The sequence below is a fragment of the Geodermatophilus sp. SYSU D01176 genome, from assembly GCF_054050015.1.
In genome coordinates, this window is record NZ_JBJGYN010000017.1 from 13,209 (window position 1) to 33,057 (window position 19,849).

General features: G+C 74.4%; 20 protein-coding genes and 1 pseudogene. 13 read left to right on the plus strand and 8 right to left on the minus strand.

Going from position 1 to position 19,849, the window contains the following annotated elements; all coding sequences use genetic code 11:
• Positions 1-20: 20 nt before the first annotated feature.
• The 3 genes from ACI78Z_RS11305 to ACI78Z_RS11315 are packed head-to-tail and all read right to left on the minus strand — an operon-like array spanning position 21 to position 2,060.
• Positions 21-1,400 (minus strand): MBL fold metallo-hydrolase, encoded by a 1,380-nt coding sequence (locus ACI78Z_RS11305; RefSeq protein ID WP_457036631.1) that lies wholly within the window; start codon positions 1,398-1,400, stop codon positions 21-23.
• Between the two features lie 60 nt (positions 1,401-1,460).
• Entirely contained in the window at positions 1,461-1,772 is a 312-nt protein-coding gene (locus tag ACI78Z_RS11310) for a rhodanese-like domain-containing protein (protein WP_457036632.1), read from the minus strand.
• Between the two features lie 21 nt (positions 1,773-1,793).
• Positions 1,794-2,060, minus strand: coding sequence for a metal-sensitive transcriptional regulator (locus ACI78Z_RS11315; protein WP_457036633.1), 267 nt, complete (start codon positions 2,058-2,060; stop codon positions 1,794-1,796).
• A gap of 280 nt (positions 2,061-2,340) precedes the next feature.
• Between ACI78Z_RS11315 and ACI78Z_RS11320 the strand changes: the two genes are divergently transcribed.
• The 3 genes and pseudogenes from ACI78Z_RS11320 to ACI78Z_RS11330 all read left to right on the plus strand — a co-directional run.
• Positions 2,341-3,549, plus strand: a complete 1,209-nt coding sequence (locus ACI78Z_RS11320) for a hypothetical protein (RefSeq protein WP_457036634.1) — start codon at positions 2,341-2,343, stop codon at positions 3,547-3,549.
• A gap of 282 nt (positions 3,550-3,831) precedes the next feature.
• Positions 3,832-5,268, plus strand: a complete 1,437-nt coding sequence (locus ACI78Z_RS11325; RefSeq protein WP_457036635.1) for an MFS transporter — start codon at positions 3,832-3,834, stop codon at positions 5,266-5,268.
• A gap of 156 nt (positions 5,269-5,424) precedes the next feature.
• A pseudogene (locus ACI78Z_RS11330) lies at positions 5,425-5,676 on the plus strand (DUF4396 domain-containing protein); the annotation flags it as partial.
• A gap of 209 nt (positions 5,677-5,885) precedes the next feature.
• Here ACI78Z_RS11330 and ACI78Z_RS11335 read toward each other — a convergent pair.
• Positions 5,886-6,497: an ABATE domain-containing protein gene (locus ACI78Z_RS11335; RefSeq protein ID WP_457036636.1), complete on the minus strand. Its 612-nt coding sequence runs from the start codon at positions 6,495-6,497 to the stop codon at positions 5,886-5,888.
• Between the two features lie 88 nt (positions 6,498-6,585).
• Between ACI78Z_RS11335 and ACI78Z_RS11340 the strand changes: the two genes are divergently transcribed.
• The gene (locus ACI78Z_RS11340) at positions 6,586-7,362 is read left to right on the plus strand and encodes an MBL fold metallo-hydrolase (RefSeq protein WP_457036637.1); all 777 of its coding nucleotides are present in this window, start codon (positions 6,586-6,588) and stop codon (positions 7,360-7,362) included.
• A gap of 668 nt (positions 7,363-8,030) precedes the next feature.
• On the opposite strand, the gene ACI78Z_RS11345 is transcribed toward ACI78Z_RS11340, so the two are convergent.
• Entirely contained in the window at positions 8,031-8,417 is a 387-nt protein-coding gene (locus ACI78Z_RS11345) for a nuclear transport factor 2 family protein (RefSeq protein WP_457036638.1), read from the minus strand.
• A gap of 70 nt (positions 8,418-8,487) precedes the next feature.
• On the minus strand, positions 8,488-8,934 hold the full coding sequence (locus tag ACI78Z_RS11350) for a DUF1707 SHOCT-like domain-containing protein (protein WP_457036639.1): 447 nt from the start codon (positions 8,932-8,934) through the stop codon (positions 8,488-8,490).
• 406 nt (positions 8,935-9,340) lie between these two features.
• Between ACI78Z_RS11350 and ACI78Z_RS11355 the strand changes: the two genes are divergently transcribed.
• From ACI78Z_RS11355 to ACI78Z_RS11375, 5 genes are all read left to right on the plus strand, one after another.
• Positions 9,341-10,258 (plus strand): aldose 1-epimerase family protein, encoded by a 918-nt coding sequence (locus tag ACI78Z_RS11355; RefSeq protein WP_457036640.1) that lies wholly within the window; start codon positions 9,341-9,343, stop codon positions 10,256-10,258.
• 1 nt (position 10,259) lies between these two features.
• On the plus strand, positions 10,260-11,036 hold the full coding sequence (locus ACI78Z_RS11360) for an MOSC domain-containing protein (RefSeq protein WP_457036641.1): 777 nt from the start codon (positions 10,260-10,262) through the stop codon (positions 11,034-11,036).
• Between the two features lie 2 nt (positions 11,037-11,038).
• Positions 11,039-11,254 (plus strand): RNA-binding S4 domain-containing protein, encoded by a 216-nt coding sequence (locus ACI78Z_RS11365; RefSeq protein ID WP_457036642.1) that lies wholly within the window; start codon positions 11,039-11,041, stop codon positions 11,252-11,254.
• 148 nt (positions 11,255-11,402) lie between these two features.
• Complete coding sequence (locus tag ACI78Z_RS11370; RefSeq protein ID WP_457036643.1) at positions 11,403-12,590, plus strand: pyridoxal phosphate-dependent aminotransferase; 1,188 nt, start codon at positions 11,403-11,405, stop codon at positions 12,588-12,590.
• Between the two features lie 39 nt (positions 12,591-12,629).
• Positions 12,630-13,388, plus strand: a complete 759-nt coding sequence (locus ACI78Z_RS11375; protein ID WP_457036644.1) for a nitrilase-related carbon-nitrogen hydrolase — start codon at positions 12,630-12,632, stop codon at positions 13,386-13,388.
• A 61-nt stretch (positions 13,389-13,449) separates the two neighbouring features.
• Here ACI78Z_RS11375 and ACI78Z_RS11380 read toward each other — a convergent pair whose 3' ends face one another.
• Entirely contained in the window at positions 13,450-14,424 is a 975-nt protein-coding gene (locus tag ACI78Z_RS11380; protein WP_457036645.1) for a PRC and DUF2382 domain-containing protein, read from the minus strand.
• 144 nt (positions 14,425-14,568) lie between these two features.
• On the opposite strand from ACI78Z_RS11380, the gene ACI78Z_RS11385 reads away from it, so the two are divergent.
• Positions 14,569-16,146: a CYTH and CHAD domain-containing protein gene (locus ACI78Z_RS11385; protein WP_457036646.1), complete on the plus strand. Its 1,578-nt coding sequence runs from the start codon at positions 14,569-14,571 to the stop codon at positions 16,144-16,146.
• A gap of 136 nt (positions 16,147-16,282) precedes the next feature.
• Positions 16,283-17,626 (plus strand): metallophosphoesterase, encoded by a 1,344-nt coding sequence (locus ACI78Z_RS11390; RefSeq protein WP_457036647.1) that lies wholly within the window; start codon positions 16,283-16,285, stop codon positions 17,624-17,626.
• Between the two features lie 3 nt (positions 17,627-17,629).
• On the opposite strand, the gene ACI78Z_RS11395 is transcribed toward ACI78Z_RS11390, so the two are convergent.
• Positions 17,630-18,196 carry a TetR/AcrR family transcriptional regulator gene (locus ACI78Z_RS11395; protein ID WP_457036648.1) on the minus strand — a complete coding sequence of 189 codons (567 nt, stop codon included), beginning with the start codon at positions 18,194-18,196 and terminating at the stop codon, positions 17,630-17,632.
• Positions 18,197-18,412: 216 nt separating this feature from the next.
• Between ACI78Z_RS11395 and ACI78Z_RS11400 the strand changes: the two genes are divergently transcribed.
• Together ACI78Z_RS11400 and ACI78Z_RS11405 are read left to right on the plus strand one after the other, a co-directional pair.
• The gene (locus ACI78Z_RS11400; protein ID WP_457036649.1) at positions 18,413-19,153 is read left to right on the plus strand and encodes a GntR family transcriptional regulator; all 741 of its coding nucleotides are present in this window, start codon (positions 18,413-18,415) and stop codon (positions 19,151-19,153) included.
• A 185-nt stretch (positions 19,154-19,338) separates the two neighbouring features.
• A complete protein-coding gene (locus ACI78Z_RS11405; RefSeq protein WP_457036650.1) occupies positions 19,339-19,827 on the plus strand; it encodes an SRPBCC family protein in 489 nt (162 codons plus the stop codon).
• Positions 19,828-19,849 lie beyond the last annotated feature (22 nt).

The following is a 19,849-nucleotide window of genomic DNA, read 5'->3' on the forward strand; positions in this document are numbered from 1 at the left end:
GCCGCCGGGTCTGGAAGGGGTCAGACGGCGGCGGGCTGGGCGTGCAGGCCGGCGGCGGCCGCGCCGGAGTCGGGGTCGCCGTAGCCGCCGTTGACCAGCGCCGGCCGGCGACCGGCGCGGGCCAGCAGCGAGGCAGCGATCGCGGCGCGGTAGCCCGACCCGCAGTACACCCAGACGTCGCCGGCGGGGACCTCGTCGAGGCGGTCGGCCAGGTCGTGGATCGGGATGTGCAGCGAGCCGCGCACCCCGCCGCCGGCGCGCTCGTCGTCGCGGCGGGCGTCGAGGACCACCAGGTCGGGGTCGGCGGCCATCGCCGCGGCCAGGCCGGCGAAGTCGCTGACCGGGTAGGAGGCCAGCTCGCGGCCGGCGGCCAGGGCCTCGGGGCTGCCGATCGCGGCGCCGGCGAGCCGGTCGATGCCGATGCGGACCAGCTCGCGGCGGGCGTCGGCGACCTGCTGCTCGGTCTCCCCGATCAGGGTGATCGGCGCGCCCCACGGGATGAGCCACCCGACGTAGGTGACGAAGTTGGCGATCGCGAGCTCCAAGTTCAGCGCGCCGGGCAGGTGACCCGCGGCGAACGCGGTGCGGCTGCGCAGGTCGATCACCCACTCCCCGGCGGCCAGCCGGTCGGCGAGCTCGGCCGGGTCGACCGGCCGCGGCATCGACAGGTCCACCGGTGCCGGGCCGGCGGCGTTGGCCGGGCCCATGTGCGCGTACCAGGCCGGGATCGCGGTCAGCCCGGCGATCAGCTGGTCGACGAAGGTCTGCTCGTCCTGGGTCAGCGCCGGGTTCACCCGCGCCTGCTCGCCGACGGTGGAGGACTCCCCGCTGGTCGGGGTCGCAGCACAGAAGCTGCCGAAGCCGTGGCTGGGGAACACCGGGGTGCCGGCGGGCAGCTCGTCGACCAGCCGGCGCACCGAGTGGTACTGGGCGTGGGTGAGGTCATGGGTGTGCTCGGGGCCGACCAGGTCGGTGCGGCCGGTCGCGCCGTAGAGCATCGACCCGCCGGTGAACACCGCCTGCACGGCGCCGCCGGCGTCGGTGAGCACATAGCTGACGTGGTGGTGGGTGTGGCCGGGGGTGTGCACCACCCGCAGCCGCATCGGGCCGGCGGTGAGCACGTCGCCGTCGGTGGCGGGGGTCCGCTCGAAGGCCACGGTGTCGCCGGCGGGAAGGGCGTACTCGGCGCCGACGGTGCGGGCCAGCTCCAGCGATCCCGCGACGAAGTCGTTGTGGATGTGCGTGTCGGCCACCAACGCGATGCGGACGGCACGTTTCTCGGCCAGGGCGAGCACGCGGTCAATGTCGCGCTGCGGGTCGATGACCACGCCGACGCCCTCGGCGCTGATCAGGTAGCTGCGGTCGCCGAGGCCGGTGGTCTCGATGACGTCGATCTGCACGAAGAGCTCCTCGGTACGGTACGGGGCAGGGGTATCTGCGGACGAAATGAGAGACGAGGCTCAGCGGCTGATGACCGGCCGGCCGTCGGCGGTCCAGGCCGTCATGCCGTCGGCGAGGTTGGCGACGTCGTAGCCCTGGGCGACGAGGAACTGCGCGGCCTGCGAGCTGCGGCCGCCGCTGCGGCAGACGGTGACGACCGGTCGGGCGCGGTCGAGCTCGAAGGCGCGGGCGGCAAGCTGGCCCAGCGGGATGTGCATGCTGCCGGTGACCCGGCCTGCGGCGACCTCGTCGGCCTCGCGGACGTCGAGCAGGACGGCCTCGGTGCGGTCGGCGGCCTCGGCGGGGGTGAGCTGGGGGATCTGCGGGTTCATGACTGCTCCGGAAGTCGTTGGTCAGGCGAGGGTCAGGAAGAGGCGCTCGAGCTCGCGCAGGTCGACCTCGCGGGTCTCGCCGTCCTCGGCGGTCGAGCAGTAGCGCATCCCGGTGGAGATGACCGCGAAGCCGGCCTTGCTCAGCGCCTTCGACGCCGCCGCCAGCTGGGTGACGACGGACGAGCAGTCCCGGCCGTCCTCGATCATCTTCACGATGCCGCCGATCTGACCCTCGATGCGGCGGAGGCGCTTGACGACGTCGGCGAGCTCGCTCTGGGGGATGTCCACGTCGTCCATCATGGATACCCCGGGGGGTATGTGCAACTGGATGAGCCAGTGATGGCCCACACACTCTCGTCGACCCTCGGCGGTGGCCCGTCCTCGGCGAGACCCGACTGCCCCGCTGCCGGGGACTGCGACCGGTGACTTCCGGGGTCACGGCGCAATCCGCAGCCGGCTCCAACCACCCCATGTCAGTTCTGTCGGTGACTGCCCTGCGGCCGATCGCCCGCACGGTCCGGCTCGTCAACACCCGAGCCGGCGCCGCCGGCCACACCGAGGAGAACCCATGTCCCACCCCGAGTCGACCGCTTTGACCAGCGCCGAGACCGCCGCCCTGGCCGGTCCTCTCGCCGAGTGCGCCGCGGCGATGGCGAAGGTCCGCCAGCTCGTCGACGCCGGACTCGTCACCCCCGAGGTCCTCGGCTTCCAGATCCCGGCCCCCGCCGCGGGTCCGGCCGCCAACCTGGTTCCCGGCGAGCGCATCACCGTCGCCGACCTGGCGACGAAGACCCTCGTCGGGCTCACCGGTGGCACGAAGAAGACGTACCGCTCCCTGGCCGAGGGCTGGCCGCTGGACGTGCCGCCGGAAGAGAAGGTGTACCTGGGCCTGGGGGAGAAGTGGGTAGATGAGGTCCTGCCCAGCCACCTCGAGGAGGCCCTCCGCCACATCGAGTCCCGCGGGCTGGACAGCGCCGCCACCCGGGCGGCCAACCGTGAGGCCGCCGGACGCGAGGTCCGCACCAGCACCGCCAGCGGCGCGAAGTACAACGCGGTCGGCGTCTGGCGGCGCATGTTCAAGGTCGCCGTCAAGGACCGCCACCTCGCGAAGGCCTTCGACCCCTCGCAGGAGATCGCCAAGCCCGAGCGCAGCGACGGCACCCGCATGGCCTTCGAGCAGTTCCAGCTCGACGAGGTGTGGGCCGTGGCCACCAGGACCGGCGACGACCCGGTGCTCGACGAGCACATCCTGGAGACGATCCTCATCGCCGGAGCCCGCCAGGAGGGCATCCTCAACCTGACCCTCGGCGGGCTGGACCACGTCCAGTGCACCATCCGGCTCGACGAGAAGTTCGGCAAGGTCGTCCACCAGCCGGTGCCCGACTGGTTCGTCGCCAAGCTGCACGCCTTCGCGGTCGGCCGGGGTGCGGTCCGGCCCGGCGACGCCGTCTTCCGCTACCACCCGGACGGCCGCCGGCGCGGTGCCCCCATCGGCAGCCGTCGCTTCGACCACCTCTTCGAGGACCGCATCCAGGCCCGCCTGGCCTGGGCGGACAAGGAGCAGGTCACCGGCCACACCGTGCGCCACCACGCCATCACGGTGGTCGAGCGCGAGTTCAGCCACGCGGTGTCGGTGGCCTTCGCCAGGCACGAGCCCGAGGGCGTCAACGGCCGGTACACGGTGGCTCGGCCGAAGGAGGTCGCCGCTGCCGTCATCGCGCTCTACGGCGGCGACCACCCGTGGCTGCACCGCGAGCCGCGGCCGCGCACCGACTGACGCCGTCGCCGTCCGCAGGGGCCCACGCCAGATGGGCCCCTGCGACGTTGGGGCGAGCGGTTCCCCGAAGCCAGCTCGTCATCCAGGCCGGTCGTGACATCGCTCACCCATGCTTCCGGAAATATACCTCCGGGGGGTATTCCTTGACTGGATACCGCCAGGGGGTACCAAGACCGGGCTCCCACGATTCCCGGGAGCTCCCTCGTGTCAGCCGCCTCGCCAGACCAGTCGCTCGCTCAGACGGCATCCCCGGCCGGTCGCGGACTCGTTCTGCCCCTGCTGGTGATCGCCACGACCCAGCTGATGCTCGTGCTCGACGACGGCATCGCCAACATCGCGCTGCCGAGCATCCAGGCCGACCTGGGCATGCCCGCGGCCGGCCTGCTGTGGGTCATCAACGCCTACGTCCTGGTCTTCGGCGCGCTGCTGCTGTTCGGCGGCCGGGTCGGTGACCTGTTCGGCCGGCGGCGGGTGCTGCGGATCGGTCTGGTCGTGTTCGTGGCCGCCTCACTGCTCGGTGGCCTGGCGCCCGACGGGACCGTGCTCATCGCCGCCCGTGCCCTCCAGGGTGTGGGTGCGGCGCTGGCCGCGCCCAACGCGCTGGCACTGATCGCCACCACGTTCCCCGCGGGCAAGCCGCGCAACTCCGCGATGGCCGTGTACGGGGCCATGTCCGCGGTCGGCATCATCGGCGGCCTACTACTCGGCGGCGCCCTGACCGGACTGCTGGACTGGCGTTGGGTCTTCTTCATCAACGTGCCCGTGGGCCTGGCGGTGCTCGCCGGCACCGGCGCCCTGCCCGAGGGCAGCCGCGGCCGGGGCCGGCTGGCCACCCCCGGCGCGGTGACCGGCACCGGCGCGATGGTCGCCCTGGTCTACGCCCTCACCCGCGCCGGCGAGCACGGCTGGACCGACGCGCTCACCCTGACCGCGTTCGCCGGCGCCGCGGTCCTGCTGGTCGTGTTCCTGGTGCTGCAGGCGCGCACCACCGGTCCGCTGCTGCCGCTGAGCCTGTTCGCCGACCGCAACCGCGCCGGCGCCTACGCCACCGTGCTGTTCATCGGCGCCGGGCTGATGGGCAGCTTCTACCTGCTGGCGCTGTTCCTGCAGCAGGTGCTGCAGTACGGCGCCCTGAAGACCGGCGTCGCCTCGCTGCCCTTCGCCGCCGGCATCATCCTGGCCTCGGGCATGGCGTCCAAGCTGGTCGAGCGTCTGGCGCCGCGCGTGCTGGCCGCGCCCGGGCTGGTCCTGGCCGCCGCCGGCATGGCGTGGCTGTCCCGGCTTGACGTGGACCCCTCCTACACCGTCGACGTCATGCCCGCGCTGTTCCTCACGTCCTTCGGCCTCGGCTTGGCGTTCGTGCCGCTGACGCTCACCGCCGTGCACCGGGTCGCCGAGGACCGGGCCGGCGTGGCTTCGGCTCTGGTCAACATGGCCCAGCAGATCGGCGCCGCGCTCGGGCTGGCCGTGCTGACCACCGTCTCCACCACCGCCGCCGACGAGACGCTGCCCCACGCCACCCGGGTGCTGCAGCAGGGGCTGGCCGACGCCGACGACGACGTCGTGGCCCGCGCCGGCGAGGCGCTGGCGCACGGCTACACCTCCGGCTTCCTCGCCGGAGCCGGCCTGCTGCTGGCCGCCGCCGTCCTCGTCGCGCTGGCCGTCACCACCCGCGGCACCCAGCGTGCCGACGACGCGTCCCGCGCGGCCGCCGTCTGACCGGGTACCTGCCCACCCAGCACGTGACCGACCGAGGAGCACCCCGTGGACCACTCCGTGCACCAAGGCCGCCCGACCGGCGCCGCCCTGACCCGGCTGGCCGTGTCCGCAACCCTGCACTGCCTCACCGGCTGCGCGATCGGCGAGGTCCTGGGCATGGTCATCGGCTCCGCGCTGGGCTGGTCGGACGTGCAGACCATCGTGCTGGCAGTCGTGCTGGCGTTCGTGTTCAGCTACTCGTTCACCATCGGGCCGGTGATGCGCTCAGGGCTGCCGCTGCGCGCGGCGATCCCGGTCGCGCTGGCCGCCGACACCGTCTCGATCACCGTCATGGAGATCGTCGACAACGCGGTGATGCTGCTGGTGCCCGGCGCGATGGACGCCGGTCTGGACAGCCCGCCGCCCTGGGGCGCACTCGCCGTCGCCTTCGTCGTCACCGTGCCGGTCAACCGCTGGCTCATCGGCCGGGACGAGGGGCACGCCGTCGTGCACCAGTACCACGGCGGCGGACACGGGTCGCCCGAGCAAGCCCTCGACGACCGAGGACCTCCACGGAACCGAGCACCACTGATGCTGCGCCGAATCGCGGCCTGCGTCCGCCCAGCGGAGGACGGCCGTCAGGCGCCCTTGAGCTGGCTGCGGCGGGCGTACGCGCGGGCGGCGCGGGCGCGGTCGCCGCAGCGGACCGAGCACCAGTGCCGGCGGCCGTGCGTGCGCAGCAGGTACCGGTTGCACGGCGGGGACGCGCACGCGGCCAGGCGCTCGGCGTCGCGCCCGGTGAGCAGGTCGGCGGCGTCCGCGGCCAGCACGGCCAGCGCGTGGTCGACGATCTGCGTGGTGCGGTGCGGCGGCGTCCGGTGCAGCCCGTGCGCCTCGTCCCACTGCAACAGGGCCGCCGTGGGCACGCTGGTCAGCGCCTCGTTGACCGCCCGCACGGCGGCCGCGGGAGCCGGGAGGCCGTCGATCCGCGACGCCAGCAGCGCCCGGACCTGCTCTCGCAAGGCCCGCAGTTGCGCCGCGCACTGGTCCCGCAGACCGGCATCCGACGGCGCGAGATCGCGATCGGCCAGCCACTCCGTCGCGGCCGCAGGCGTGCCCAGCAGCTCGAGGAACTGACCTCCCGGCAACGCCACGGCGCTGTTGGCGAAATCCAGGGCAAGGTGCTGCTCGGCACCCGGCGCCGGCGGCAGGGCGCGATGCGCGGACTCGGCGGTCACGGCCTCCAACATGGTTCTCATGGTACGCCTTGCGATCTCCCGTGAGAAACGTCTACCGTCACCTCACGGAATATCCGACCCATACCCGTGAGGTGTCACCTTGACCGACGTCCGTTCCACCGCCGGCCCCATCCCCATCCCCGTCCGGGTCCTCAGCGGCCCGACCACCCTCACCGAGTACGGGGGCCTGCGGTTCCTCACGGACCCGACCTTCGACGCTCCCGGCGAGTACCCGCTGGGCCCGGGCCTGGTGCTGACCAAGACCGCTCCCTGCCCGGTCGGCCCGGCCGACATCGGCGCCGTCGACGCGGTGCTGCTGTCCCATGACCAGCACCCGGACAACCTCGACAACGCCGGCCGGGAGCTACTGGCCGACGTGCCGCTCACGCTCACGACGCCCAGCGGTGCCGAGCGCCTCGGTGGCACCGCCCGCGGCCTCGCCCCGTGGGACACCGTCGAGCTGCCCCGTCCCGACGGAGGGACCGTGACGGTGACGGCCGCTCCCGCCCAGCACGGCCCCGAGGGTTGCGAGCCGGTCACCGGCGAGGTGATCGGCTTCGTCCTGACCGCCGCGGACCTGCCCACCGTCTACGTCAGCGGCGACAACGCCTCGTTGGACCTCGTCCGGGAGATCGCCGACCGCGTGGGCCCGGTCGACACCGCGGTCCTCTTCGCCGGCGCCGCCCGCACTCCGTTCTTCGACGGCGCGCTGGTGACCATCGACGGCACCCAGGCTGTCGAGGCCGCGCAGATCCTCGGCGCCCGCCGGGTCGTGGCCGCCCACTGCGACAGCTGGGGCCACTTCACCGAGAGCCGCGACGACGTCGCCGCCGCCTTCACCGCGGCAGGGCTGGCCGACCGACTGCAGCCCGCCTAGGTCTACCTCAGAGCCGGGCAGCCGACCCGCCGCGCGGCCGATCGCGGATTGAGCGGGTCGCGCCCTGCTGTCGTTCACTCTTCGCCGCGCCGACGTACAGCAGCCAGTGTCATCGCCGGGTCTGACACTTCCGGCGGTCCCAAGCCGGCCGGCGTCCGGCCCGACGCCACAGAGCCGCCGGGTTCCGGCCGTGCGCTCCTCGCCGGCCCTCAGCTTCCCGCGCACGCCGCCGTCGAGGTGCACCGCAGACCGTCTCAGCCTCGGGGTTTCGAATCTGGATGCGACCGACTGGTGCTTCGGCTCGCCGACGAGATGCGCGCCCCTACGGTCACAGGACGCTGAGGCCTGTCCTGCGACTGCCCGCGGCGGCGGCGCCAGGCGCAGTTCGCCCAAGCGCAGCGCTGCCGGTCCCGTGCGGGAACGGCCGGATCGTTGTCGGGATGCGGTCGTACGGTCGCGACCATGAACCCCAGGACGACCGGGCCCGAATGCGGACCGTCGACGGCACAACCGCCCAACGACACCGACACCTCGCTCGGGTCCGCGTCGAACGCGGACACCGTCCCGGATGGGGAATCGCCCAGTGACGCTCCGTCAACTCCCCCCTCGCCCACACCACAGCGAGCCGGTCCCCGACGGGGGCCGGCTCGCTGCATCCGGGGTCCCGCTCAGGCTGTGCCGCCGCGCTCCTGCACGAAGGCCGCGGAGTCGTAGTAGGTGCGGACGCCGGTGAGCCGGTCCTCGTCGCCCTCGATGACGGTCACCCCGCGGTACCGGAAGGGCTTGCCGCTGCGCAGAGTGCCGGTCGAGGTCCACTCGAGGGCGGCGCTCTCCTCGCCGACGATGCTGTGCGTGAACGTGGTCTCCAGGTCGCCGAAGACGTTGCGGTAGTCCTCCCAGAAGGTCCTCGCGCCGTCCTTGCCGCTGGCCTGGTGGTGCTCGTCGAGCTTGACCAGCTCGGCGTCGTCCCCCGTGAGGTCCAGCATCGGCTGGACGTCGCGGTCGCTGTCGATCCGGTGCAGGGCGTCGGTGAAGCGCTCGGTCATCGTGTGCATCGGTCCCCCGGTCCTCCGGTGTGGGTGGTCGGCATCGCTGTACCCACTCCAGCGATTCGCCACCCGCACGTCAGGTGAGCCGGCGCCGGACCTCGTCGGGGCCGCGGCGGCCGAGCGTCTGGGCGAGCAGCACCGCCCCCCACGGGCCGATGACCCAGATCGGCCAGAAGTAGCGGAACTCGCCCGAGCCGATGACCGTAGCGGCCCAGACGGTGAGGACGATGACAGCGGTCACGGCCCAGTTCCGCCAGGCCGCCTGGCGCGACGGCCCTCCGCTCCAGCCGCACGCGGGCACGCGGTGGACGGCACCATGGCGGACCGGCGCGGGCTGCGCGGCCGGGCGTGGGAGGTCGGCGGTGAGCGCCTCGAGCTCGCCGTAGGTGCGGGCGGCGTAGGCGCGGGCCAGTCGCTCGTCGTACTCGGCGACGGTGAGCCGCCCGGCGCTCATCTGCTCACCGAGCAGGGTGGCGACGGCCGCGCGGTCGGCGTCGGCGGCGCGCAGGTGCGGCTCGGGCATCGGGGTGGCCTCCTCGGGTCGGGGCTCCAGTCTGGGTCGGGGGCGCGGCCCGGCGGTACTGACGGACGTCACCGGTTCCACGTGGAACGCGTCAGTACGGTCGGGGCGTGCTCGCCGGGCCGGAGGCCGCCGCGCGGGACCGGGGCTGGACGACGCTGCGGCTGCAGACCGGTCCGCGGCAGCCGGAGGCCGTCGCGCTGTACGAGGGCGCGGCTACCGGCCGATCGCCGGGTTCGGCGCCTGTGCCGGGGCGGACGACGGCGACTCCCCCTTCTACGAGCGGGTGCTCGACCCGTCCTGACCTCATCGGGCGAGATCGGCGATCTCGGCCGGTCGCGGGGCTCCAGCCGTGCGAGACCGCCGATCTCGCCGTTGGTGGAGGGCCGTCGTGTGGTGGGGTGGGCCCATGAGCGCTACCTGGCCCGCGACCGAGCCCACCGAGGTCGAGATCGCCTCCGGCGACGCGCGGCTGGTGGTCGACCTGCGTGGCGGTGCGATGCGCACGCTGACCGCCGGCGACCGCGAGCTCCTCGACGGCTACGCCGCAGGCACGGTGCCGGGCGCCAGCCGCGGCCGCGTGCTGCTGCCCTGGCCCAACCGGATCCGCGACGGCCGCTGGAGCTGGGACGGCCGGGACCTGCAGCTGGAGCTGGCCGGCCCGGACAAGCCCACCGCCATGCACGGGCTGGTCGGCTGGCAGCCGTGGGCGGTGCTCGAGCAGTCCGGCGACGCGGTCACCGTCGGCACCGTCGTCGAGGCCCGGTCCGGCTACCCGTTCCGGCTCGCCGCGGCGATCGACCACGTGCTCGGACCGGAGCGTCTCACCGTGACGATGCGGGTCCGCAACGCCGGCTCCGAGCCCGCTCCCTTCGGTGCCGGCTTCCACCCCTACCTGGCCGTCGGGGCGCAGGAGGACGGCGGCATCGCCGACGCCGAGCTCGAGCTGCCCGCGCGCACCGAGCTGGTGGTGGACGACGGCGGGCTCCCGACGGGGGAGCGGCGTCCCCTCGACGGGACGGCCGGCCGGATCGGGGACCGCGCCTTCGACACCCCGGTCACCGACCTCGACCGCGACGCCGACGGCTGGGCGCGGGTCCGGCTGCGCAGCGCGGCGCTGGGCACCCTGGAGCTCGCCGTCGACCCGTCGTGGCCGTGGCTGCAGGTCTTCACCGGCGACACGCTGCAGCCCGGGCAGCGCCGGCGCAGTGTCGCGGTGGAGCCGATGACCTGTCCGCCCAACGCGCTGGCCGACCACGTCGACCTCGTCGTCCTCGAGCCGGGTGCGGAGTGGGCCGGCACCTGGACGCTGGGCTGGAACGGCTGACGTGCAGGTCGCCGAGCTGTGGCGCTACCCGGTCAAGTCGCTGCAGGGGGAGCGGCTGACCGGCGTCGACGTCGGTCACGAGGGTCTGGCCGGCGACCGGCAGTGGGCGCTGTTCGACGTCGTGACCGGCTACGGGCTCACCGCCCGGCGGGTGCCGGACCTGCTGTTCCTCACCGGCCGGCTGCGCCCCGACGGCCGCGCCGAGGTGGTGCTGCCGGACGGGCGCCTCACGGCCGACGACGCCGTGCTGTCGGACTGGCTGGGCCGGGCGGTGGCGCTGCGGGCCGCGGCGGACGCGCCCGGCGAGCGGCTGTACGAGAACCCCACCGAGGTCGGGGAGGCCGGCGACGACGCTGGCCCCTCTGCAGGAGCCCAGCGCGAGCTTGCGAGCGATGGGGGGCAGAGGGGTCCTTCTCGGGACGCCTTCCCCGGTGCCCGCGGCGCCTTCCACGACAGCTCCCGCACCCGCGTCTCGCTGGTCTCCACCGGCACGCTGGGCGCCTGGGACCGGCGCCGGTTCCGCGCCAACGTCGTCCTCGACGGGGCGGGGGAGGACGCGCTGGTCGGGCAGCGCGTGTGGCTGGGCGGCGCCGGGCTGGACGTCGTCAAGCAGGTGGACCGCTGCGTCATGGTCACCCGGCCGCAGCCCGGCGGGATCGGCCGGGACACCGGCGTCCTCAAGACCATCCACCGCGAGCGGGGCGGGTGCCTGGCGGTCGGCGCGCTGGTCACCCGCCCGAGCTCCGTCGCGGTCGGCGACGAGCTGGGCGGGTGGTGAGCGTGCGCACCGTGCATCTGCGGCCCGGCGAGGAGTCCATCCGGCTCGGTCAGCTGCTCAAGCTGGTGGACGCCGTCCCGACCGGTGCGCAGGTCAAGGACGTGCTGCTCACCGGCGCGGTCCGGGTGAACGGCGAGCCCGAGGAGCGGCGCGGCCGGCAGGTCCGGCGCGGGGACGTGGTGCAGATCGAGGGCATGGAGGACGTGCGCGTCGGCTGACTCCGGCGATCTCCGCGGAAGTCGCCGAGGGGAGCGCGGGGCGGGCCGAGGCGCGGAGGCGGACCAGTGTCCCTGGCGGTTCACTCCGGCGGTTTCCGCGGAAACCGCCGAGGGGCGCGGTTCCACGTGGAACTGACAGGCTGACCCCATGACCCGCGCGCCGTACCTGTCGGCCCGCCTGCAGGGCTTCGGGACGACGGTCTTCGCCGAGATGAGCGCGCTCGCCGTCGCCACGGGCTCGATCAACCTCGGTCAGGGCTTCCCCGACTACCCGGGCCCGCCCGAGGTGCTCGACGTCGCCCGCGCGGCCATCGGCACCGCGCACGACCAGTACCCGCCGGGCCCGGGCATCCCGGAGCTGCGGCACACGGTCGCCGAGCACGTGCAGCGCTTCGGCGGCCACGCCTACGACGCCGACAGCGAGGTGCTGGTGACCGCCGGCGCCACCGAGGCGCTGACCGCCGCGTTGCTGGCGTTGCTCGAGCCCGGCGACGAGGTCGTCCTCTTCGAGCCGATGTACGACAGCTACGCCGCCGGGATCGCGATGGCCGGCGGGGTCGCCCGGCCCGTGCCGCTGCGGCCCCCGGCGTCCGGCGCCGGCCCGTGGACCTTCGACGCCGCCGAGCTGCGGGCCGTGGTCACGCCGCGGGCGCGGCTGCTGCTGCTCAACACCCCGCACAACCCCACCGGGAAGGTGTTCACCCGCGCGGAGCTCGGCATCCTGGCCGCGCTGGCGATGGAGCACGAGCTGCTGGTCCTGGCCGACGAGGTGTACGAGCACCTGGTCTTCTCGGGCAGCCGGCACGCCTCGCTGGCCACCGTGCCCGGCATGCGCGAGCGCACCCTCGTGGTGAGCAGCGCCGGCAAGACCTTCAACGTCACCGGCTGGAAGATCGGCTGGATCTGCGGGCCGGCCCCGCTGGTGTCCGCCGTCCGCACGGCCAAGCAGTTCCTCACCTACGTGAACGGGGGGCCGTTCCAGCCGGCGGTCGCGGCCGGGCTGCGGCTGCCCGACGCGTACTTCACCGGCATCGCCCGCGACCTGGAGGACCGCCGCGACCTCCTGGTGGAGGGCCTGACCGCCGCGGGGCTGCCCGTGGTGTGCCCGGAGGCGACGTACTTCGCGACGGTCGACGTCCGGCCGGTGCAGCCCGACGGGGACGGTCTGGCCTTCTGCCGGTCGCTGCCCGAGCGTGCCGGTGTGGTCGCCGTCCCGACCGTGGTCTTCTACTCCGCGCAGCACGCACACCTGGGCCGTCACCTGGTGCGCTTCGCGTTCTGCAAGGGTGACGCGGTGCTGGGCGAGGCGGTCGAGCGACTGGGCAGGATGGCCTGAGCGGCGATCCCCGCGGGGATCGCGGGGGAGGAGGGGTCGATGAGGTTCGCGGTGGTGCAGCACGACATCGTCTGGGAGGACCGGGCGGCGAACTTCGCCCGGCTGGCGCCGCTGGTCGCCCGGGCCGTCGGTGCCGGGGCGGACTTCGTGCTGCTCAGCGAGACGTTCTCCACCGGCTTCTCCATGACGCCGGGCATCGGGGAGCCCGAGGGCGGCCCGTCGGCGCAGTTCCTGCAGGAGCGGGCGGCCGAGCACGGCGTCTGGGTGGCCGGGAGCTGCCCGGAGGTAGCCCCGGACGGCGACCTGCCCTACAACTCCTTCGTCCTGGCTGCGCCCGACGGGACGGTGCACCGCTACCGCAAGCTGCACCCGTTCACCCACGGCGGCGAGCACGAGCGCTTCCGGGCCGGGGAGAAGCCGGTGACCGTGGACGTCGGCGGCCTGCGGGTCACCCCGTTCGTCTGTTACGACCTGCGCTTCGCCGACGTCTTCTGGTCCGCCGCGCTGGACACCGACGTCTACCTGGTGACGGCGAACTGGCCGGCCGCCCGCCGGCTGCACTGGCAGACGCTGCTGCAGGCCCGGGCGATCGAGAACCAGGCCTACGTCGTCGGCTGCAACCGGGTCGGCACCGCGGGCGACGGCACCGAGCACACCGGCGACAGCCGCATCGTCAACCCGATGGGGGAGCTGCTGGCGACCGCCGCCGGGGTCGAGACGGTGCTGGTGGCCGACGTCGACCCGGCCGAGGTGACCGCGACCCGCGAGCGGTTGCAGTTCCTCGCCGACAGGCGCTGACGGCAGAGCCTCGCCGACAGGCGCTGACGGCAGAGCCTCGCCGACCGGCGGGCGTAGCGGGTCAGCCGACGCGGTCCTGGCCGTCGTGGTCCCGGCCGTCGTGGTCCCGGCCGTGGTGGTCCCGGCCGACGTGGTCCTCGCCCCCGTGGTCCCGGCGGACGTGGTCCTCGCCCACATGGCCCTGGCCCACGTGGTCCTGGTCGACGTCGACCCGCTCACGGAGCACCTGGTCGCGCACCTGCACCTGCTCCTGCACCCACTCGGTGCGCAGCCGCACCCGCTCGACCGGGACGACCTCGGTGCCGACCACCGGCCGCTCGGCGTGCAGGACGATCGTCTCCGGCAGGCCCCCCGTGCCGACCGCGTCGAGGGCGTCGCCGGTCGTCGGGACGCCGTCGTCCAGGGGGATCTCCTCGATCCGGATCTCCTCGCGGCGGATCGGGACGGTCACCTGCACCTCCTCGGTGACGACGTACTTCACCACCCGCACCCGCTTGGCCGCGTACCGCTCGGTGGCCACCCGCAGCTGCTCCTCGCTGCGGGTCATGGCGCCGTCCGAGGGCGGGGGCGTCGGGGGGACGGCGGCGACCGGGACGGTCTCCCCGCGCGCGGCCGCCCGGTCGACGTCCACCGTGTCCTGCCGGGTGTCGCGTGACCCGGCCTCGGGCGACAGCTGGGACAGGTCGCGGGTGGTCGTGTCGTCGCCCGTCCGGGCCGCCGTCGTCCCGGCGTCCAGGCCGTAGTGGCGGCGCAGCAGGGCCTCGTCGTCGGGGTCGAGGTGCTGATCGGAGACCGACGGAGCGGAGCGGACGGCGTCCTTGGTGACCGTCAGGCGCACGCTGCCCTCGGTGAAGGTCGCGTCGGTCGCGGGGACCACGGAGTGCCGGGTGCCGAACAGGCCGGTCGAGACCGCCACCCAGGTGGGAGCGCCGGTGCGGTCGTCGGTGAAGAAGTGCTCGACCGTGCCGATCTTCTCGCCGTCGGGCCCGTAGGCCGCGCTGCCGATCGCCGCCGACAGTTCTCGTTCGCTCAACACCGGGTCGGCTCCCCTCGTCGTCGCAGATCCCCCACGGGACCCTGCGGGACGAGCGTGCCCACCCGGGACACCGGCCGAACATGACGTCGCCCGCGCGCGTCCGCCGGCGTGCTGGCCTGCGCGTCCCTGCCTACCGTGGCATGCGTGACCACCGAGCACGTCGAGGTCGAGCGCAAGTTCGAGGCCGACGAGACCTTCGCCCTGCCGGACCTGACCGGCGTGGGCGGGGTCGCCGCCGTCAGCGATCCGGACGAGCAGGCGCTCGAGGCGACCTACTACGACACCGCCGACCTGCGGCTGCTGCGTTCGCGGGTGACGCTGCGGCGGCGCACCGGGGGCGCCGACGCGGGCTGGCACGTCAAGCTGCCCGGGGCGGACGGCGCCCGGCGGGAGCTGCGCCAGCCGCTGGGCCGCGCGGCCCGCACCGCTCCCCGCGCCGTCGTCGCGCCGGTCCTCGGCCTGCTGGGCACCGCGACCACCGGGCCGGTCGCCACCATCACCACCCGCCGGCTCGTGCACCGGCTGCTCGACGAGGGCGGCCGGGTGCTCGCGGAGGTCGCCGACGACGCCGTCGTCGGCACCGCGCTGGCGACGGAGCCGGGCGAGCCGGCCACCGTCACCACCTGGCGGGAGCTCGAGGTCGAGCTGGTGGACGGCGACGAGGCGCTGCTGGAGCCGGTCGCCGAGCGGCTCACCGCGGCCGGCGCCCGGCCCTCCACCGTCCCCTCGAAGCTCGGCCGGGTGCTCGACGGCCGGCTGCCCGCGGCGGCCGGTCCGGTGCCGGCCGCGGCCGGCACCGGCGCGAAGGGGAAGAAGGGCAAGAAGGGCAAGAAGGTGACCCGCACGGCCGGCGAGGTCGTCCTCGGCGCGCTGGCCGGCCAGCTGCAGGCGCTGCGGGACGCCGACCTCGCGGTGCGCACCGAGCAACCGGAGGGGGTGCACGACCTGCGGGTGGCCTGCCGCCGGCTGCGCAGCATCCTCGCCGCGTTCCGCCCGGTGCTGGACCGCGAGCACACCGATCCGCTGCGCGCGGAGCTGCAGTGGGTGGGTGCCGAGCTCTCCGGGGCGCGGGACGCCGAGGTCGCGCTGGCCCACCTGCGCGAGCTGGTGGCCGCGCAGCCGGTGGAACTCGTGCTCGGGCCGGTCGCCGCCCGGCTGCAGCAGACCCAGATCAAGGACCACGAGGGCGGCGCCCGCCGGGTCACCCGCACCCTCACCGACCGGCGCTACCTGCAGCTCCTCGACGCCCTCGACGCCCTGCTGGCCGACCCCCCGCTGACCGAACAGGCCGGGCAGCCGGCACCTGCGCAACTGGCCGACGCGGTCCGCCGCACCGGCAAGCGGCTGCGCCGACTGGTCGAGGCCGCGCGGGAGGCCGAGGGCGAGGAGCGGCACCACCTGCTGCACGAGGTCCGCAAGGCCACCAAGCGGGTCCGTTACACCGCGGAGGTGGCCGAGGTGGAGTTCGGCGAGCCGGCCGGCGCGCTGGTCGCGTGCACCAAGCAGGTGCAGGACCAGCTCGGCGCCGCCCAGGACACCGTCGTCACCCGGGAGGTCACGGTCCGGGTCGGCCGGGCCGCGTTCGCCGCGGGTGAGAACGCCTGGACCTACGGCCGGCTGCACGGCCTCGAAGAGGCCCGGGCAGCGGCGGCCGAGGCGGAGTTCTGGACACTGGAGCCGGACCTGCGGCGCGCGGTCAAGGCCGTGGCCAAGCTGGGCTAGGACCCGCGGGGAACCACGGGCGGCGCGGGAGCGTCGTGTCCGGGGAGGGGGGCCGTCCCGGCCGCACCGTGAGCACGAGGAGCCGGAACTGTCCCTGATCGGCCTGCTGGGCTTCGCCACCGTCGTCCTCCTGGCCGTGCTGCTGCTGCACGGCTACCTGTGGTGGCGGCTGGTCCGCAGCACCACCCGCCCCGGCCGGGGGCGGCGGCTGCTGACGCTGGGCATGGTGCTCCTCGCCGTCCTGCCGGTGGGAGCGGTGCTGCTCCGCCGGCAGGACTCGCTGCTCAGCACCGTGGTCCAGTGGGTCGGCTTCAGCTGGCTGGGCGTCGCGTTCTACCTCTTCCTCACCCTGCTCGCCCTCGAGCCGCTGAGGCTCATCCTGCGCGGACGGTTCCGGGGGACGGCGAGCCCGGCGACGGTGGCCGGGGACGAGCAGGTCGTCGCGAGTGGGGCCCGGAGAGCTCCGGGAAGCGACGACGCAGCGGCTCGACGCGACGAGGGAACGGCACGTGGAGGCGGTGCCGTCCCGGGGCGGCCCCGTCCAGAGGCTCGCCGCGGCCCCGTCCAGGGCACCGCCCTGAGCCGGCGAAGGGTGGGGAGGCCGGGGTCCTCCCACGGTGAGGAGGACGGGGTCCTCTCCCCCTCGCGGCGGTTGCTGCTGGCCCGCGGGCTGGCGGTGACGGCGGGGGCGGTGGCGCTGGGCACCGCGGGCGCCGGCGCCTACTTCGCCAACAGCGCACCGGTGGTCCGCCGGGTCCCGGTCACCCTGCCCGGGCTGTCCCCGGCCCTCGACGGCCTGCGGATCGTCACCTTCTCCGACGGCCACCTCTCCGCCATGTCGAGCACCCGGCGGTTCGAGCGGCTGGTCGAGATCGTCAACGCCCAGCGGCCCGACGTGGTGGCGATCGTCGGCGACCTGGTCGACGGCGAGCTGAGCGAGCTGCGCGAGGAGGTCGCCCCGCTGGCCGACCTGGTGAGCGAGCAGGGCGTCTACTTCGTCACGGGCAACCACGAGTACTTCGTGGACACGACCGCGTGGCTGCGCCACCTGCCGACGCTGGGTGTGCAGGTGCTGCGCAACGAGCGGGTGCCGATCCGGCGCGGCGGCGCGTACGTCGACCTCGCCGGCATCGACGACCGGACGGCGATCAGCTCGGGTGTGCCCGGCCACGGCGCCGACCTCGACACCGCGCTCGACGGCCGCGACGACGCCGTCCCGGTGGTGCTCCTGGCCCACCAGCCGGTGCAGGTGGCGCAGGCGGCGGCGGCCGGGGTGGGGCTGCAGCTGTCCGGGCACACGCACGGCGGCCAGCTGTGGCCCTTCGACTACGCCGTGCGGCTCGACCAGCCGGTCGTGCAGGGGCTGTCCCGGGTCGGGAACACCCAGCTCTACGTCACGACCGGCGCGGGCTCCTGGGGCCCGCCCATGCGGATCGGCGCCCGGCCCGAGGTCGCGGTCGTCGAGCTGCGTGCCCCCTGAGGCTCACAGCCCCCGCAGCGCGGCCAGGGCCTCCTCGATGACCTCCTCCAACGACAGCTCGCCGCCGGACTCCGCCCAGCGCAGCAGCGCCTGCGTGTAGGCCGACATGTGGGCGGTGACGACGACGGAGGCGGCGGGGTCCGCCCGCTCGTCCTCGCCGAGCGCCTCGAGGAACATCTGCGCCGTCGCCCGCTCGTACTCGGCCGCCCGGTAGCGGAGCCGGGGCGTCGCGGTGATGACCCGCCACCGGGCCAGGGCGTCGGTCCGGCGCTCCCCGGCGAGCCCCCTGATGAAGGCGTGGATCACGGCGCGCATCCGCTCACCCAGCGGCCGGTCGGCGGGCACCGACGCCAGCAGGGCGTCGACCTCGGCCCGGTCGGGCAGCGCCATGATCAGCTCGTCCTTGCCCGGGTAGTGCGCGTAGAAGGTCTGCACCGAGACCCCGGCCGCGGCGGCCAGGCGGGAGATCGGCACGTCCTCGTAGCCGTTCTCCCGGAACAGCTCCATGGCGGCCTCGTAGATCCGCTGGTGCGTGGCGGCGTACTGGCGGGCACGGTGGTCCTGGGCCACGACCGTCCCCCTCCCGTCCACGGCCTCTCCCGGCACTCGGCCACTTCTGACAGTGACCGCGCGAGGATGCCGGGAGGACACCACATCATGTGTGCCATCCGTCGGGGGTAAACATGGCCGGAGGTCATCGTCGGGTGGGGTGATCGGGGGGACACGGTCGGGTGAGGGAGACGTCTGTAGACGACCAGACGTCTACATGCGCAGTACCTTTGAGCCGTGACGAGCGCCGTGTCGGGACCGAAGTACCTCTCGGTCCGCGAGAACCTGCGCCGCCGGGTGTCCGCGTTGCCCGAGCACACGCTGCTGCCGCCCGAGCCGGTGCTGTGCGAGGAGTACGGGGTCAGCCGGATCACCCTGCGCCGTGCGGTCGACGGCCTGGTGGCCGACGGCCACCTCGTGCGCGAGCAGGGCCGGGGCACCTACGTGACCCGCCCGGCGATCCGCCACGAGTACCGCGAGAGCTTCGTGCACCGCATCGCCGGCTGGAGCTCGGTGATGACCGAGCAGGGCGCGCAGGTGGGCACCACGGTCCTCACCCAGCGGATCGTCCCGGTCCAGCCGCCGGTCGCCACCGAGCTGGGCCTGGAGCCCGCGACCGACGTCGTCGAGCTGGTGCGGCTGCGCAGCGTCGACGGCGCACCGAACCACGTGGCGCACAGCTTCCTGCCGGCTGCCACCTACCCGCGGGCGGCCGAGGCCGACCTGAGCCAGGGCTCGCTGTACGAGTTCCTCCGGCGGGAGTACTCGGCCGACCTCGCCCACGCGCGGATCGTCGTCGACGTGGGCACCGCCGCTCCGGACGAGGCCGACCTGCTGCAGGTGGTCGCCGGCTCGCCGCTGCTGGTGGTCCGGACGACGGTCCGCGACAGCGCCGGCCACCCCCTCGTGCACAGCTTCTCCCGGCTGCGCCCCGACGTGAGCCAGGTCGAGTTCGAGGTCTCGGTCAGCGGCCGCTGAAGAAGGGACCACCCTTCCCCCCACGCCTCGTCGGAGGACCCCGTCCCGGCCCCCGTCCCGAGGCTCACCCCGAGCCTGCGAGGGATGAGGAGGACGGGGTCCTTCCCGGGGCCGGCGGGCCCCTGGAGGGTGGCCGTTGCGGACTACCGTCGGCGGGGCCGCTCCCCGTCGTCCCCGGAGGTCCGATGCCCCAGCCGGTCACCGTCACCGGTAGCCGTGAGGTGCCCCACGAGCGGCGCCGGGTGTGGGAGGCGCTCGCCGTCCTCGAGCCGTACTGCGCCGTCTGCGACGTCTCCTACCTCGTCGACGGCCGCAGCCGGCCGGGCCTCGGCACCCGGTTCGTCTGCGTCCCCGGCCGCCTGGACGACGGCGTGCAGCCGCCGGCGGGCGCGCCGCGGGGCGAGATCGTCGAGTGGGTGCCGCAGGAGCGGGTCACCACCCGCCTGGAGCTGACCCCCGAGACCTGGACGACGCGCATCGAGCTCGCCGACGCCGGGCCCGGGGCCACCCGCGTCACCATCACCGTCAGCCACGAGCCGCACTCCGACGGGCGGCTCACCCACCGCCTCACGCAGCGGCTCATGCGGGGCGGGGTGCGGGAGATGGTGCAGCGCACGGTGGAGGGCGAGCTGGACCGGTTGCCCGCTCACGTGGCGCAGCTACCAGCCGTGTGACCTGCGACCCTGCCGCCGGTAC